General features: G+C 37.8%; 12 protein-coding genes. 4 read left to right on the top strand and 8 right to left on the bottom strand.

Annotated elements, in window-relative coordinates; translation table 11 throughout:
- Nucleotides 1-581: 581 nt before the first annotated feature.
- Both D3222_RS12340 and D3222_RS12335 read left to right on the top strand, forming a co-directional pair.
- Nucleotides 582-902, top strand: a complete 321-nt coding sequence (locus D3222_RS12340; RefSeq protein ID WP_232832499.1) for a FaeA/PapI family transcriptional regulator — start codon at nucleotides 582-584, stop codon at nucleotides 900-902.
- A 205-nt stretch (nucleotides 903-1,107) separates the two neighbouring features.
- The gene (locus tag D3222_RS12335) at nucleotides 1,108-1,563 is read left to right on the top strand and encodes a GNAT family N-acetyltransferase (RefSeq protein ID WP_118986433.1); all 456 of its coding nucleotides are present in this window, start codon (nucleotides 1,108-1,110) and stop codon (nucleotides 1,561-1,563) included.
- A gap of 129 nt (nucleotides 1,564-1,692) precedes the next feature.
- On the opposite strand, the gene D3222_RS12330 is transcribed toward D3222_RS12335, so the two are convergent.
- On the bottom strand, nucleotides 1,693-3,642 hold the full coding sequence (locus D3222_RS12330) for an autotransporter outer membrane beta-barrel domain-containing protein (RefSeq protein WP_118986432.1): 1,950 nt from the start codon (nucleotides 3,640-3,642) through the stop codon (nucleotides 1,693-1,695).
- Between the two features lie 551 nt (nucleotides 3,643-4,193).
- Here D3222_RS12330 and D3222_RS12325 point away from each other — a divergent pair.
- Nucleotides 4,194-4,649: a GNAT family N-acetyltransferase gene (locus D3222_RS12325; RefSeq protein ID WP_118986431.1), complete on the top strand. Its 456-nt coding sequence runs from the start codon at nucleotides 4,194-4,196 to the stop codon at nucleotides 4,647-4,649.
- A gap of 69 nt (nucleotides 4,650-4,718) precedes the next feature.
- On the opposite strand, the gene D3222_RS12320 is transcribed toward D3222_RS12325, so the two are convergent.
- From D3222_RS12320 to D3222_RS12290, 7 genes are all read right to left on the bottom strand, one after another.
- Nucleotides 4,719-5,501 (bottom strand): energy transducer TonB, encoded by a 783-nt coding sequence (locus D3222_RS12320; protein WP_232832498.1) that lies wholly within the window; start codon nucleotides 5,499-5,501, stop codon nucleotides 4,719-4,721.
- Between the two features lie 87 nt (nucleotides 5,502-5,588).
- Nucleotides 5,589-8,642 (bottom strand): TonB-dependent receptor domain-containing protein, encoded by a 3,054-nt coding sequence (locus D3222_RS12315; protein WP_198672797.1) that lies wholly within the window; start codon nucleotides 8,640-8,642, stop codon nucleotides 5,589-5,591.
- A gap of 135 nt (nucleotides 8,643-8,777) precedes the next feature.
- Nucleotides 8,778-10,265 carry a surface lipoprotein assembly modifier gene (locus D3222_RS12310; protein WP_118986429.1) on the bottom strand — a complete coding sequence of 496 codons (1,488 nt, stop codon included), beginning with the start codon at nucleotides 10,263-10,265 and terminating at the stop codon, nucleotides 8,778-8,780.
- An 85-nt stretch (nucleotides 10,266-10,350) separates the two neighbouring features.
- Nucleotides 10,351-11,097 (bottom strand): Slam-dependent surface lipoprotein, encoded by a 747-nt coding sequence (locus D3222_RS12305; protein WP_118986428.1) that lies wholly within the window; start codon nucleotides 11,095-11,097, stop codon nucleotides 10,351-10,353.
- Nucleotides 11,098-11,866: 769 nt separating this feature from the next.
- A complete protein-coding gene (locus tag D3222_RS12300) occupies nucleotides 11,867-12,460 on the bottom strand; it encodes a tetratricopeptide repeat protein (RefSeq protein WP_118986427.1) in 594 nt (197 codons plus the stop codon).
- Nucleotides 12,420-13,676: a hypothetical protein gene (locus tag D3222_RS12295; protein WP_118986426.1), complete on the bottom strand. Its 1,257-nt coding sequence runs from the start codon at nucleotides 13,674-13,676 to the stop codon at nucleotides 12,420-12,422. The genes D3222_RS12300 and D3222_RS12295 overlap by 41 nt, the downstream gene beginning before the upstream one ends.
- 379 nt (nucleotides 13,677-14,055) lie before the next feature.
- Nucleotides 14,056-15,414 (bottom strand): MATE family efflux transporter, encoded by a 1,359-nt coding sequence (locus tag D3222_RS12290; protein ID WP_118986425.1) that lies wholly within the window; start codon nucleotides 15,412-15,414, stop codon nucleotides 14,056-14,058.
- Between the two features lie 793 nt (nucleotides 15,415-16,207).
- On the opposite strand from D3222_RS12290, the gene D3222_RS12280 reads away from it, so the two are divergent.
- On the top strand, nucleotides 16,208-17,482 hold the full coding sequence (locus tag D3222_RS12280) for a bifunctional O-acetylhomoserine aminocarboxypropyltransferase/cysteine synthase (protein WP_118986423.1): 1,275 nt from the start codon (nucleotides 16,208-16,210) through the stop codon (nucleotides 17,480-17,482).
- Nucleotides 17,483-17,629 lie beyond the last annotated feature (147 nt).

Here is a 17,629-nt window from a genome sequence, read left to right as displayed (position 1 = left end):
ACATAACACAGCAGAAAAAGCTAAAAAAATCACATCCATTAATTCATGTTTTTTATTGATGTCAGAACGTGGGTCATCTATCTTGCTGATAAAGTTGAAAATACTCATTATTAAGATCACGCTTTTATAGAATAGAGAGATCTTAACGTTTTAATGAGAGAAGTGGCTATAAAAAGTTATATTTTGGTCTTTATTTAACCCAAATAACCTTGTTAAAATTGTGAGATCTTGCCCTGATATTAACAATGACCCTATCGACCTTTTAAGTATTACAGAATAATTCAATTAATAAAAACAAAAAATACAAATTCAAATAATTTCACAACAAAATACTTAGATAACATTTCAATACGATCATTTGCGATCTATAGTGTCGCAAATTATATCTATATGAGAATAAAATTCTTTATGCAATTTGTTTTTCAAATTAAAAGATCTAAAATTTCAATTTTTCGATATAATCGTTCTTCATCGTACAAAAACCAACCTTGACAAAACAGGATATACCCGGCAATTCTTTATGACTGAATAGAACATTCGGATTGCCCTCATGTGTTGAAATTAACCGTTGGATTATCCGAATGACTCAAGATATCCAACTGGGTTCAATAAAGCCTGGAGTTAATATGGAAAACCGGAAAGATTCGACTCAACCTTCCCAGACGGATCAAGTACTCAATGTCATATCCGAATTATGTACCATTCGGAAAATGCAAGCGGCTCCCCCACCAGAATCATGGCCTAGTACGCGTGATGTAGCAGAACAATGTGATTTCACTATCTACAAAGCACGTTATCTGTTATTGAAACTGGCTAACAAAGGATTAGTTATGGTAACTCCGTCTCCCATTAAGAATTCTCTCCGATGGTATATACCGGAAGACAAAATTAACTCTATCTAATGTCAAACAATTCTGAAGAAATGGATGCCTGCTCTGTACAGTAGGGCCTGTCTATATAGTCGAAAACTTGAAGAGGCAACATACGGCCCTATGGTGTTATTCATTCAAATCGCTATATTCTTTCCATGATAAAAGTCTCGGCAACACATTCAAGTGCAGAGACATCATAATCAATTATTATCATTTTATTTCAGAGGAAGTCAGAATGGAAAAATTGCATCGTTGGGAAAAGGATGGATATGTTGTCACTACAGATAAAAATAAATTAGATATTACGATCATACAGCAGTTTCTGACGAAATCCATCTGGGCAGAAGGAATCGACAAGGAGACAGTTAAGTTGTCGATCGAAAATAGCTTGAACTTTGGTCTGTATAAAAATACTCAGCAAATAGGATTTGCTCGTATCGTGACTGACTTCACAACCTTTGGTTATCTTAGTGATGTTTTTATTTTAGACGACTATCGAGGATTGGGATTAGGACGCTGGTTAATGACATGTTGCCTGGAACATCCCCAAATAGCACAGCTTCGTCATATTATGCTTGTCACTTCGATGGCACCGTGGCTATATGAAAAAATGGGTTATTCCCCAGTAAACGAAGAAAACTTTGTCTGGCAAATTGTTCGACCGGATATTTACAAACAGCCTAAGTTATAAGGTAGTCATATCAATTAGTCATGAAAAATGCCCGACAAGGTGGTCGGGCATTACTACGACAATAGCCACACTATTGTGACAAACAGGGAGCTACTGTTTTATCAACTTACCACTTTTAACTAACTGAAATTAGAAACTGGCATTAACACCTAAGCTGAAAGCATAAGTGTGATTCCGCACATCACCATCATTACGTGATATTGACGCAAAAGCGCCCCAATCTTTTGTAATAGCAGCATTCATACCGATAACGTATTCACGCCAGTTAGTGTCCTGTTTTTGGCTTTTGCTAACGAAAGATGTCTGAGTTGAGTTAATGGCACTACGAATCTGATAATGTTTTTCGCCAAACTGGTGGTTAAACCGAACTTCCGCATAAGGGTTAAAACGACTAAAATGGGTGTCCAGACGCCAGCCCAATGTTCCAACCTGAGAGTCGTAACGTTGATCGCCGAAATTCATAGCCGTGCTACGATTACCCGATTCACGATAACCTTTAACATAACTCTTATCCCAAGCGTACTGAATAATTGGGCTGGTCATCACCGCAGATGTCAGCGGAATATCCCAACCCGCGGTAATGCGTCCTCCCCACTGATGACCAGTAGTCGAAGCATGCTCCTTGCGCAGCCACTCATTAAGCACGATACCACGCGTAATATCCTCATATTTCATGTCCAAATAGTGAAGATCGCCGCTAATCCAACCTTTATCGTAGTAACGCCATAAGCCATAAGTGGTGAAGACATAACCACGACCATCCGCGTGGAAATGATTAACTGAACGCTTATCCTGATAACGCGAGATCATTCCCCCCAACAGGATATTATCCGTGAGTTGATAGTCACTACCCAGTGTCAGTGTACTGTTGTGATTACCACTATAACCACCGAATACGCCTATTTTACCTTGGTCATTACCCACGCTGCGTAGCTGTTGCAAACGGCTGTCAAGAGAAGCAAGCGCCCCCTTCACCGGCACATTGTTGGTATTCGTCAGTGACATAGCCTGATGTGGAGCATTAAGGATTGAAATAGTGTACTGGCCGACTATATGCTGTGCGGCTGGAGTCGGATGGAAATCATCGGAGAACAAAAAGGATTTACTAGCATCAAAACCGCTATCATTATAACTACAGGAATTAGCCTCAACATCCCGAACACAAGCATAGCCTAAAGTATTGGAAAAACCGTAACGTAAAGGATTATCAATGACTTCATGCAAAAGTGCATTAACATCAACCCGAACAATATTGCCAGCTTTCTTGCTAAGTGCGATATCTTCTAATTCATTGTAATTATCAACCAATCCTGAAGCCTTGCTGCTTGTTTCGTTATAATTATCAAGTAATAGTCGCTTGTATTCTTCCGCTTTTTTAGCATCTCCATTTGAAGCACGAGCCGCAAGCGTTTCAAAGATACCTTGGATAACTTGAAAGCGAGTATCTTCATTTATCGTTGGATATTCATTAGTGCCCGCACGAATCATATCCTTTAATTCCTCAATCTGATCAGGAGTAAGAGAAGTCGGGATCATCTTGAGTCCTTTAGAGACGACAGCTTTCATAATCATTGGTGTTTTACCGAGATCAGGAACAGTGGGTACAATAACGATCCCAGCTCCCGCATCAAGAAGTTTATGCACCTGTGCTGAAGCTTGCATAGCGCTATTTTTAACAATATTCGGATCGCCCCCTAACATGACAGCTTTAAGATCATTACCACCAACCCAGTGAACATACATGCCATTAGGATCAGCACGATTACCGTGGCTTGCTAGATAATTATCCACCTGATTTTGAGTATTATTATCTTTCTTTAAATCAGGATCAGCAGTCGCTCCACCTACTGCGTAATTAGTCCCACCTTTATCGAAAGGAATCAATTCAGTCCCTAAATGTTGAGCGATAAGATCGTTATACAATTTACTGGTATTACCATCTATCATGTATCGATGATCTTTTCTACCATCACTCAAGCTATCACCAAAAACATATAGATGGTCATAAGTGTGTGCATTCGAAATTGCACTTACCAAAAGTGCTAATATGCCTGGTGCAAATATAAATGCCCTTTTCATTAATATGATCCTCAAGAAGTTATTTTATATTTATCATTGAACTAGCCGTTCAATTGAAATGATCAATCCAAATAGAAACTACGTTAATGAGATATGACGCAATCCCCTATCTGATTAACCAATACCTCATTATAGTTAGTAACAGAGAGAATCCCGCATTGTTTTTTTAGGTTTTAAAGTTTAGTGTTGCTTGATTGTTCAATTAATCAATTTGGTTAAAATTCAACTATCTATAAAAAGTAATATTAGACCAAATTGATTCAATTCTCTCCTTTGTTTCATGAAATAGATCACAAAACAGACAGAAGAAGATTCTGATAAGAATAATGGCTAAGTCTGAGTAATATTTGAAGCGATCCATCACAACAAACGTGATATACCCTTCATCTTTCAAGCGGCTGCTTTGTTGGCTGCTTTCACTCACCCCAGTCACATAGTTATCTATGCTCCTGGGGATTCGTTCACTTGCCGCCTCGCTGCAACTCGAAATCTATTAGGTATAGCATCAATTCATCTCAGTTTAGAAAAATAAAAGATTAAGAAGAATGAATATGAGAATTCAGCAAGCAATAAAGGCCGATTTCAATAATCTGATAGAAATTTGGGAAGCCTCGGTACGAGCAACACATGACTTTTTATCTGACAAACATATTAATGAACTTCGTCCATTAATTCTGCATACCTATTTACCAGCACTGACTGTTTATAAAGCAATAAATGGCAAACACGAAATTGAGGGTTTTATTAGCGTTGATCAGCATCGGGTTGAAATGCTGTTTATCTCACCAAATTCCCGTGGTAAAGGTATCGGCAAAGCACTGGTAAATTTTGCTATCACCGAATTAGGTATCAATGAACTTGATGTTAATGAACAAAATATTCAAGGAGTGGGTTTCTATCAGCACCAAGGATTTAGCGTTTTCAACCGCTCAGAAATTGATGGTCAAGGTAATCCATTTCCGTTATTACATATGCGAATTGAACGACTGAACGCCGAAACGACCTAATTTGCGCCAAACGTACATGACACCATTATGACCAAGGCAGCAAAAGTATCTTCACTGCCCAAGCCCTTTTCAGTTCAAATTAAATTCTATTGCCAAGGTAAGCTCCCTCGGCAAACCAGCCGGTTTCAGCCCTACTGACCGAGCCTGTTGGATAGCCGTAAGTGCAGCCCGATCCAATTCATCAGCGCCTGAACTCCGCACTAATTGATGATTCGTCAGATCGCCGCTATCCAGCAAGCTAAACCTGACCTGAACTATACCTTGTTGCTTCATCTTCTTAGCCCGACGCGGATAACGTTTATGTTTTTCAATTTCACGACGCAAAGCGGACTGATAGTTTTGTAACTCATCAGCTCCAATGCCAGTCATCGGTTGACTGGTCGTCGCTTGACGGGCACCAGCTTGTGAATCCGCAGTATCTCTCCCTGCTAACTGAGAGTTGCCTTCCGTTTGCTCTGCCTGTTTTTGTTGAGGCTCTTCTACCGGTTTTTTCTGTGGCTGAGATTTGTTCTTCGGTTTAACATCCACATGCTTTTCTGGCGGTGGCCTCGGACGTTCCTGTTTCCATGGCTTATCCACTGGCTTATTAAGTACTATTTTTGCCTCATGGGGTGATTCCGCTACCACTATCTCTGGCGGTAACGAGGGTGGAACAGGTTCCGGTTCTACAGGCTGTTCCTGTCCAGCCGGTGCTGCCGAAGCAACCATTTCTATTGACATACTGATTATTGGCGAATTCACTGATTGATTATTCGCACTGTCATCACGCAGTAAATGCCACGCCATAAACACGATAATGCCGGCGTGTAACAGTAAGGAAGCAAATAAGCCAATATAAAGACGATTTTTCATCATAACTTCAAGCCATCTTTCCGTTCGTTATCCTATGGAGATTGCCAGCACTCTTTTAACGGCAACCAGCGAATCTCCCTTAAAGAGTCAGAACCGACTGGTGACACTAAGCTTAAACGTTCGCCCAGGCGCTGGCATCATGGAGCGCGTTAACGGGTCCAGATAATAGCGATCGGTTAAGTTGGTGCCAGATAATTCAACGACTACATCTGGCGTAACCTGATAATTAATATAAGCATCTACAGTCATTACCGAATTCCAGCGCATCGGATTATTATTTATCCCTTTATAAACGCCGGGCATTTTTTTCATTAACCATTTTTCATCCTTATTCTCCACTCTGCTGTGGTATAATACTCTACTGCCGATTTCTAAATTTTCATCTAATAACCGGCCACCGATATTCAGATTAAGAGAATAACGAGGTGGAATAGTTGTCCTTAAAAAACCACCGGGAAAACCGCCATCAATACATTCAGGAACACCATATCGATTTGTCAAATCTAACATAAGTGATTCCATTTTATCGCAAACTTTATTTTTAAGATTATAAGATAGGCCAAAATGGGTAAAGAAGCCACCGTTATCATAACGTCCCTGTATTTCTAAACCGGATAATTTCTGTTTATCTAGTTGAGTAAATATAAAGTTACTGTCACGGTCAAAGATATTTTCTATAACTGTATTATAATAAGCGAATTTAATGTCCGCATTACGCTCCGCGCCCAACAATTGACTTAAATCATGCACATAACCCACTTCCACAGTTTTACTACGTTCAGGTTTAAAAGCACGCACTGGTTTATCAACGGAAGCAGAGGAAAATCCAACGGTATCTTCAAAAATACTCGGCATACGTACCGCCTCAGCATAGCGAGTATAGATACGTGCATTATCACTTACATAGGCTGTTGCGGAAAATACTGGCGCCCAAGCATGATCCTTACGTTTAGGTTGTTTAGACCAGCGCTCCTGTTCATTTTTCTCTTTATAAACTAAACCACCGTCACCATGACTCAATATTTCTCCAGAGTCGTCAATATAGCTACTATTATGTTGAGTATTACTATATTCATATTTATACACTTCTTCATTCGTCACAGGATCAATAACGCGCTCATTCATATCAAGTTTCCCATTAAAATAGGGATTATCTTGTTTATATAACTTACCATCATTACTAAATTTCCAAAGCACATCTACCGGAACCATAGGGCGAAGAATTGAATCTCGTGTTTTTGAACTTGTAAATTTTTTATCGTTATATTCGTCAAATTCATCATCGGTTAGACACTCAAAACATTCATCAAACTTCTTATACAGTTCAGCTTCCCTATCGTTAAGAGTTCTCAGATATCGCAACCCTTGGCCAACCAGTTTTTCATTTTTACTATAACGAGGATCTCGGACAGCCAAACGTTCATTTAAAAAATCATCCTTAGACCAATAACTGACTCGCTTAGCGCCAGCACTTAATGCCAACCATGAGGTAGGACGCCAGTCAAAATTAAAGGCAATATTGTTTTCCTGACGGCGTCCTTTTCTTGGTAGTGAACGAAAATTGGAGAAACTCTTTGCTTCGTAATCATCATGAGAACCCAAACGCTCCTGCTGTAGATTAGCTGACAATGTTAAATCCAGATCCGGAGTCAACGCAAAAGCATTAGAGAGATCAATACCCCAACGGTTATTATGAGCATTGGTAGAAGCAGTATCTACCAGACGACCATCAATATTCGGATCTCTTTGCTTATTATTCACATCCTTATTCACATCCCATACTTCATCTCGTTCTCGCGGTTCACGTGGATATCCCCCGGCAGTATTGGTATCGCTGATAGTACGGGTAATCCAAAATTTCATATCAAAATCAACCCATTTGTTCCCGTCAGGTTTCCACTTATAATCCAGATTAAATGCCTGCTGATGTACATTCGCCAGCGGCCACTGTGGTACAACATTATCTTTAGCCCGCACCCAACCAAGCCGCGAAGGCATAATCTCCCCGTAAATCGTTTTAGTATCACGGATACCAAACCCAATCGTCTGTTGATTAGCCAGGTACCAGTTATTTTTAAATAACCAAGATTCCATTTCACTGGAGGTATTAGGCACCTCATTTCCGGGGCGATATATACGTGCCACAAAAGGCAGATAAGGATCATACGACCGGGTACCACCATCAAGGATCTCTATATCCTCTTTACTAATGGGATCATCATAACGATGAGCACCACCCTTGCCGGCAAAATAGTTTCCTTTACTGCGATAACTATAAGCTGCCATTAAATCAAAATATTCCTGCCGGGTACCTAGCGCCAGACGTATCGCATTATCTTTTAGGCCCAATAATTTATTATCTTTTGAAGTTTTTGGCGTAATTTCTAATGCAGGATCAACATAATTAAACCCCTCAGTAAAATCAGGAATATCTCGATAATCTTGTCCCAATTCCAGATGCGGTACACGCTCCTTAACTGCATTGCTGCTGGTTTCCAATTTCAAGTTAATACCAAATCGTTCATCTACTGGTACTACATCATCAATATCCAAGGTTTTGATCATTACGGCCCCACCGATCGAACCTTTTACTCCACGTGTCAGTGATGGACCTTTTTCTATTTCAATGCTGCTGATCAGGTTAGGGTCAATATAGTTACGATTATTCGCACCGTTATAACCACGCCAGGTGGTAATTGCCTGCTCAGTACCGTCAATGGTAACAGGAACCCGTCCCTGTCCTTGAATACCTCGAATATTAGGATCTAATGCGCCACTGTTTCTAGAATCACCACTAAATACACCGACTGCACTTTTTAAAACATCCGCCGGTGAAGCGCCCTTATAGCGTTCTACCAAATCCTTACCCAAGTAAATATTGGTAATATCTTTATCATAAACCGCATCATAACCTGCCTCATCTTTTTCACTGGTCGCTGAAACGTTAATTTTACCGAGGTCAGCCTTATTTTCAGCGGGCTGTTTAGATGATTGAGCCGGGGTTATTAGTGTTTCTGCATCAGCACGATAAGGCATCATACTGTAAGCCAATGCCAGTATGAATGTTATTTTGCTATATTTATTATTTAATTTATACATAATCATTATCTGCCATAGTGTGGATTGAAATATACCCGTCATCTTTCAAGTTGCCTCTTTGTTGGCTGCACTCGCTCACCCCGGTCACATAGTTCTCTATGCTCCCGGGGATTCTCTCCCTTGCCGTCGCGATGCATCTTGAAATCCATAGGGTATAACTTGTTACTTCAATCAGTATCAAAAATACTTTTCAAATTTGACTAACACTTCATTCTTATTATAGGAATAGAGCCAATCAACATTACTACTATTTTTTCTAAATCGATAAGTAATTACTGGAGTTAAACCGAAAACTTCAAATTTAGGCATACTCACAATTGCTGCATAGAATTGTTCATTATCTTTACGACGTGCATTTAGAGGGACGCTGTAATCACCAAATTGCCGCTGGCGTAATGCAGTAAATACTACTGCATTAATTCCCGGATACAATTGAGTGGAAATGCCTGCTCGCACACCTTTTTGTTGATAATCATCCGCTTTCTCAACACTAGTTTTATTAACCCAATCACCACCCGCAAAGGTAACTGTTTGATCAGTTAAATAATAAGATAAAGTGGCATAAACAGAGGCCATATTACCATCATTATGATTATAAAGTTTATGATAACGAAACTGCTTGTATTCACCCTCCAAATTCAATGCCAGATTTTTAGATAGAATATGCATCCATTCGGTTTTCACTCCTGTAGTACGATAACGGGAACGATTACCAATATAATTAAATTCAACAACTGGACCTATTAGTAAATCATCTTGTTGCGCTTTATAGCTATAGCCAAAATAAGCAGAAGTGGTATTTTCATTCTCCTCACTATGATGACGATAACTTTCCCCATAAGTCATCGAACGTAAAAAGACACCGTGGTGACCACTTAGCGGATATATCTTACGTAACGTAGCATCATAACTAATACCATTTGCTTTCTTTGCCATAGGCAAATTGCGCTCAACTGCGCACTCACCATTTTCACGATAGAATGTGCAAACAGGAGGCTTATCCGGCGACATATTCGTGTTATCGTTAAAGATATATCCCACGGAAAAAGACCCACGCCAGGCATTGCGCAAATTAATCGCCTCCTGATAATTAGTTATATTCTTAATGACTGCTGGTGGTAATTTATTTTCATTATCGAGACCAGCCGCTGAAATCTCATTAAACAGTAAACTGGCTTCTCTATTTTTTTGATTCTCATAATAGACCCTAGCTAACTCTAATTTAGCACGGGTAAAATCAGGTTGTTGCTGCAAGATAGCCTGATAATGCTGTTCTGCCACGACTAAGTCACCTTGTAAACGCGCCAAATTTGCCTGAGCAAAATGGACCAATTGGGTATCATGTCCAGGTAACTTCTGGTATATCAACAAAAAGCGCTCGACATCCTGCACTTGTTGATGATTAATAGCTAAATAGAGCGCCCGACCGATATCATTTACATTATTCTCAACACTGAAAATCTGACCATTAAGTACTATCGATAAATGATCCGTTTTTTTATCCACGGTTTCATCCGTGACCAGTGCTTTTTCCTGATCCTGCAAATTTCGCTGTACGTTATGCCACAATCTTCTACCGGTATCTTCATCTGCCAGCACCAAAGATGGCTTTATAAACAAACAGCTAATGAGTAAAGTAAAACGAACAATTGGGGTATTTAACATCGTTAATATCACTGCTTAATTGTCAAACCAAAAATAAGACAAAGCCCATATGAACTTTGTCTTATCCAGTCATTACAAATTCATATTATGGATTTTTAGTTCCACCAAAGGCAGTATCTTTACTGTGATCCGCATCAAATTTAGCCACCCCAGCTAAACTAGCTGCATTATCGCCAAAGAAGTGACCGCTGTTTGTCCCGACAACATTTCCAGCAGTCGCCCTACCCGCAAATGAACCATCTGTTCTAATCCTAGAATTAATACCAACGGTTAATGCACTATTTGCTATTGAACCAGTAAGCCTTTTCTGACCGAAATCAGCAGTAAATGTCCCATGCAGGGCATTGCTACCACTATATTGGTTAATTCCTTTAACCGTATAAGTTGCTACGCCACCGGTAGGTAAATTAGTTGTCACATCTTTACCAGAATAATAGGCGGTATGAGTCGTATCACTTACTGCACCGGTTTGTGACCATTCACCAAAATAGACATCAGCATTAGCCACTTTACTAAAGTTAAAGACCCCCATACCTTTATGGCTGCTCGAGCCAGGCACAGAAATCTTGTGAATTCCATTTGCATCCGCTTCAACATATCTGGCAAGACCTGAGAAACTAGTAATCTTACCGTCGCCAATAGATTGAACGCCTATTCCCGGTTCTCCACCTGGAGTTGGATGACCGCCACCACGCGCTTCAGTCACCCCAACACGAATACTTTGATTATTAGAATCATAATTTTGAGTTTGCCCAGTACCAGAAACAGCAATTGATTGTGCTACTAATCCACATGTACCTAATACTGCAATTAACACTTTAACTTTGTTCATAGCATATTCCTTATGTTAACTAATTAAATGTTAGAGTATTGCTTATTACATAGTTTTAGTACCGTCCGAAGACTGCCCGCATATTAACGCACTTTTAATAAAAAATGAAATGATAATCATTATCATAAAATAATCCTGTCTATTTGTATAGAATAGCAATTAATACAGCTAACTATTTAATTATTAAATAAATATTTACCATAACCTTAATATAATAATAGATATAATATTAGATAAATCACCAATAATGAACGTAAAAAAATCAATACATATAGATGTGTAAATAAGAAATTATTTCAATATTAATTAATTACAATGTTATTATTTATATAGTAACTATATGATGAGAAATTAGTTATTTCACATTAATTAAGAAATATTTGACAATGATAAATGAAAATCAAAAATATATATTTCACTTAAATGATTTAAATAGGGAAAATTATTACGCCAAATATAAATATATTTATTCAGGAAAACATTATTAATATATTAATTAATAAAGCAAGTAACATGAAAATATTACAAACATGATTTACATTCTAACTTAAATATAATTCCCTATTAATAACAGATTGAATAACCATGATTTTAAAAAGTAAATTTTTATTCACAATGAAAATATTTCATAAAATAAACCATCAAATGGCAAAGTTGACTGATTTTCAGCTTGCTATGAAAGGATTGAATAAGTTGTTCAAATAAATTCAGAAAAATTCCCTATCTCTCGACAGGGAATTTATATAGATATGATACTGTAATATGAGCATCATTCAGGTTCTTTGTATCCTAGCTGTATCAGTATGATGTCCCAATGCTCTAAAGAAAATTTAGCTTCTTTATCCCCCATGTCAGCTATTTTCTGGAAATATATTTTCGCTTTCTCTAAATCTTGTGGAATGTTACCATCTCCATGTAAGTAAGTGACAGCAATACTGTTATATGCCCTTATAAGACCCAAACTACCTGCTCTTTCATAAAGTTCTATTGCTTTTTTCACATCTTGTTTATCTCTACCTTCATATTTATAAATTCCACCCAACCAATATAAAGCCAACATATGATTTCTATCTAAGCTCAAAGCTTCCTCATAATAATACTTAGCCATTTGATAATCTCTTTCAGATCTTCCTAATGCACTATCGCTATATAAACGGCCAAGCAAAAAATTGGCATCTGCACTCCCTTTTTCTGCCAGTTTTTCTAAGTTATGAAACTCCTCGACGGTTCTGGGTGTTTTCAGGGTAATTTCCTTATCCTCATAATGCATTCCTGTAAACACTGTTTTCGGAATATATTTTTCTATATTTCCCGCATATACATTAGAAACCAATAAAACCATCATCAAAATAATATACTTCATGATATTGCCCTAAATTATTTACCAAGATACTCTGTGGCTGTATAAGATCATTTTGAGCATTTTTAGTGACTATATCACTATTTCTCTCTGTAAAATTTTCCTGTTGGTTAATTAATTTATTAATTTCATCATCCCGAGAAAGATTAATATTCTCCCCTTGTTTAAACCAAACATCAACAATATTCGTACTTCTACCATCGCTCCAATTAACAGATGACGCTAAACCATGGTAGTTCCCCTCAGTGTCAACATAATCAATTTCTTTATAGTTCAAATTAATAGACTCAATTCCAATCTCCTCCATACTTATCAATTCATCTTGATCTGTATAAGCATCTTGGTTTTTATCTTGCCATATCTTTAGAGAAGACCACCACAAATCATTAGCATCCAATATACCATCCTTATTAGAGTCTAAATCCAGTAAAGCTTCAAAACCATTTTTTGCTTTCTTACCAGAAGAAAGAATAGTTTCCTCTCCAAAGAGCTCACTTCCATTGTTAATTATACCATCATTATTCCTATCAAGAACTAAAAATCCATCATTTTCATTTACCCAACCAGTTTTAGTTTTATCTCCATTACCTTCAAAATCAAATTTGATACCTGAATCAATGGAAATCGTCTTAACACCATCTCCATTAAGATCTATTACTATAGGTGTTCTATATCTATTAGCAATATGTTCTATGTATTCAGCAACATTATTAGGAGTAGATCCTAGGCTCAAATTTATTCCAGCATTTTCGGTCAACTCTTTAATAAAATGAATGCAGTTAAAAGCTCCAAGATGATAGTCTGGAGGAGCTATCTTTCCTTCTTTATAATCTTTAACTGTTTGGTAAAGTCTAGCCACATTCTGATAATGTGGATAATTTCCTGAGATAATAGTCAGACTAGATGCCTCTGGATAATTAATACGGTCATTAAAAGAAAGATTATCTTTTGGCGTCCAAATACTATCTCCAATACTTAATCCTATAGTAATTGACCCCAATCTATCAGTATCCTTATCATAACTTGTAACCGTCATAAAAACGTGACCAAATTTCGACGGAGCATCATTAAGTATTGCAGATCCTCTTGGGGCTGCATGGATAGTGACTGAATTAGGATAATATATAGCTTGATTCAGAGAATCTGAGTCTATCTGTGTGGTTATAGACATATCTTCTATTTTCTTAACAACATAATGTTTAGGGGTATAATTTTTCATTTTTAATGAGTCTCTTTAGTCCTTAGGTTATTATTTAAAAGAATAATTTTGTAATAAAACCACTATCATCTATTTATAAATAGATGATTTCTCTCTTCATAACTTGAAGCTAATAGATAATTTTATTTATATCATAATAATAACTCCTATATGTATTACATTTATTTTGAATAACAACTTTACTATCCATTCATCATTTCCAATAACATTGAAATAATTCCACAACGAAAAAAAATAGTTATACAAACAGTAAATTAGTTAATTTATATTTTAATTACAAACTTAAATAACCACATTAATTTAGCATAAAAACATTTTTATCTAAATAAATGTATATATGTATGGCTTTCATAATTAATGCGCTATATTATAGTGTAAATTAGGAAATTAACCGAGAAATCATTCCTCTCTGTCTAACCTTTAATATGATAAACAGCAAAATAGCATTCACAAAAAGACCCAAAACCAACCCATACCAAAACCCTATAATTCCCATACTCTCGGTTACCCAGTCTGTCAAAGCCAAAATAAACCCTAATGGAAAACCCACTAACCAATAACCAAATAACGGCGCGTAAAATACCGATCGGGTATCATGAAAACCCCGTAAAATACCGGATAAAGCCGCCTGACAAGAATCAAAGAATTGGAACAGGCATAACAGAAAGATTATGTTAAGCGCAATTATTATAACTCCATTGTCATTAGTATAGAGTGAAATAAATGAACCTGCGAAATAGTAGATTAAAACACCAATAACTGCGGAAATAGATAAAATCAAAGCAATTGAGATCTTTATAGTACCTGTTAATAATGTTTTATCTCTCTTGCCAATATAGGAACCGACTCTCACTGTCACGGCGGCTGCAATTCCCCCAGTTATAGTATAGATGATAGAGGTAATATTAAGCATAATATTATGTGCAGCAATGACTTGCGCACCTAAAGGAGCAGCAGTTATCGCAATCACATCTAGAAAAACCATTTCAACAAAAAGAGCCAATCCACTTGGCATGCTAATATAAAACGTCCTGATTAAATCATTATATTTTGGTAAACTGAAATCTGGCCTATATCGACGATATTCCTTCTTTAGCAAAAAATAGATAATCAGGCATACAGCACTGAGATTATTAATAACCGCAGTTGTAATACCCGCGCCAATACCTCCCATTGCTGGCAAACCCAGTTTTCCATAAATGAGTATGTAATTTAGTGGTATATTCAACAATAAAGCACCAGCAGACAAATACATGGCGGTTTTTGTATCTTCCAATCCTTGTAGAAATGAACGAAAAACATTAAATATCATAACACTAGGAACACCACATGCCATTGCAAGAACATAACCCTGGGTAATTTCTAAAATATGCTCATCGATGCCTATAAACGAAAGTAGCCAGCTAACTAATATTAATAAAAGAATTATTGGTATCGAAAGTATCACCGCCAGAAACAAGTAATTTTTAAGACTTGCTTTAATTCCTTCGTCATCATGTTGCGCTTTCTGCTTGGCTACATCTGCTGCGAGCATGATAATCATCCCATATCCTAATACAAATATAGGAAACCAAATACTACTGCCTAACGTTACGGCGGCTAAATCAGCCGTAGCATAGTGACCAGACATCACAATATCAACAAAACTCATTGCTGTACGTGCTATCTGACTAACGATGATAGGGAAAGAGAAAAATAAAAGTTGTTTTAACTCCCTCCGGGTTGAAAACTTAGCCATAAAAATCCCATTAATTTATTGGTTAGTGCCAATATTGGTCATGCTAACAATAAATTACGACCAAAATCATTTAGAAAAGTTTGAAAAAGTTAGAATGATGAGTATACCTTCTATTTTCTCTCAGGCAACAGCGAAGAAATAAATTAAGGCAATCTAACGAAAACTAACTATTTCACGGAAATTTTTGTGATCTTTCTAAAAGATTGGATATTTATTTAAGTATTTTGTTCTCATTTTTTATTTTAATAGTTAATGTTACTTGGCTGAAATCGTTGAATTCTTTTGTGATAATATCCACATTATTAGGAAATAATGACACCAGCATAACTAAAGCAGATAATTAGTAACTTTTTTAAATTATTTCTTTAATTAATAAAGAATTAGCGGAAATATACCTAATAGATTTCGAGTTGCAGCGCGGCGGCAAGTGAACGAATCCCCAGGAGCATAGATAACGATGTGACTGGGGTGAGTGAAAGTCGCCAACAAAGCAGCAGCTTGAAAGATGAAGGGTATATCATGTCTATACAGATACCTATTCCAATAGTTCATCAATCAAAAAGAGATATACCCTATGGATTTCAAGATGCATCGCGACGGCAAGGGAGAGAATCCCCGGGAGCATAGATAACTATGTGACCGGGGTGAGCGAGTGCAGCCAACAAAGAGGCAACTTGAAGGATAACGGGTATATCAATTAAGTTACTTATGAGCAATAGTAAGTGAGGCTATAAGCCGCTTATCCCATCCATCAAAGATATATGTCACCTTACCGTAAAAGAAGAGATCGAAAATGAAACCAGAAACTCTTGCTATCCACGGCGGATATTCCCCTGATCCAACAACTAAAGCCGTTGCCGTTCCTATCTATCAAACAACATCCTATGCGTTTGACGATACTCAACACGGTGCCGATCTGTTTGATTTAAAAGTTGAAGGCAACATCTATTCCCGCATTATGAACCCGACCAATGATGTATTGGAAAAACGGGTTGCTCTACTTGAAGGAGGAATAGCTGCCTTGGCCGTTGCATCTGGCATGGCAGCCGTCACCTGTGCGATTCAATCCATTGCCAGCGCGGGTGATAACATTATATCTGTTGCTAAGTTATATGGCGGCACTTATAACCTGCTGGCTCACACATTGCCACGATTCGGGATTGAGACACGATTTGCTGAACACGACGATATTGCAGCATTGGAATCACTGATTGATGATCGTACTAAAGCAGTATTTTGTGAATCTATTGGTAACCCGGCAGGTAATATTGTTGATCTGAAAAAATTTGCCGAAGTAGCTCATCGTCATGGCGTCCCCTTAATTGTCGATAATACTGTCGCCACCCCTGTACTTTGCCGTCCTTTCGAGCATGGCGCTGACATTGTTATTCACTCTTTAACTAAGTATATGGGAGGACATGGTAACTCTATTGGCGGTATTATTGTGGATTCCGGTAATTTCCCCTGGAAAAAATATAAGCAACGGTTTGCTATATTGACTACCCCGGATCCCTCCTATCATAACATCATTTATACCGAGCAATTTGGCAAAGCTGCATTTATCGGACACTGCCGTGTTGTACCGCTCCGTAATATGGGCGCTTCACTGTCGCCTTTTAATGCTTTCCTTATCTTGCAAGGATTGGAAACATTGGCATTAAGAATGGAGCGTCATACTGAAAACGCGCTGAAAGTCGCGCATTATCTGCAAGATCATCCTCAAGTTAGTTGGGTGAAATATGCCGGGTTGTCAGGCCACCCAGAACATGAACTGGCTCAACAATATGTAAATGGGAAGCCATCAGCCATTCTCTCCTTTGGTATTAAAGGCGGGCAGCAATCCGGCGCACGATTTATTGACGCACTAAAATTGATTATGCGCTTGGTTAATATTGGCGACGCTAAATCACTGGCTTGTCATCCAGCCTCAACAACACATAGCCAATTAAATGAAGAGGAGTTAATTAAAGCTGGCGTATCACAAGATATGATCCGCTTGTCAATCGGCATTGAACATATCGATGATATTATTGCCGATCTTGCCCAAGCGCTGGATGCATCTAAATAATTCAGACTTACCATATACCCCGTTCTGGCGAGCGGGGTTCTATTTATCTGCTATAACCGCTTCTTTTATACCCTTCATCTTTCAAGCTGCGGCTCGAAATCTATTAGGTATATAGTCTCTATTTTAATTATTTTCCCTTAATCAACA

Source organism: Photorhabdus sp. CRCIA-P01, assembly GCF_003545805.1.
Taxonomy (GTDB): Bacteria; Pseudomonadota; Gammaproteobacteria; order Enterobacterales; family Enterobacteriaceae; genus Photorhabdus; species Photorhabdus antumapuensis.
This window is presented reverse-complemented; position numbering and strand designations above follow the sequence as displayed.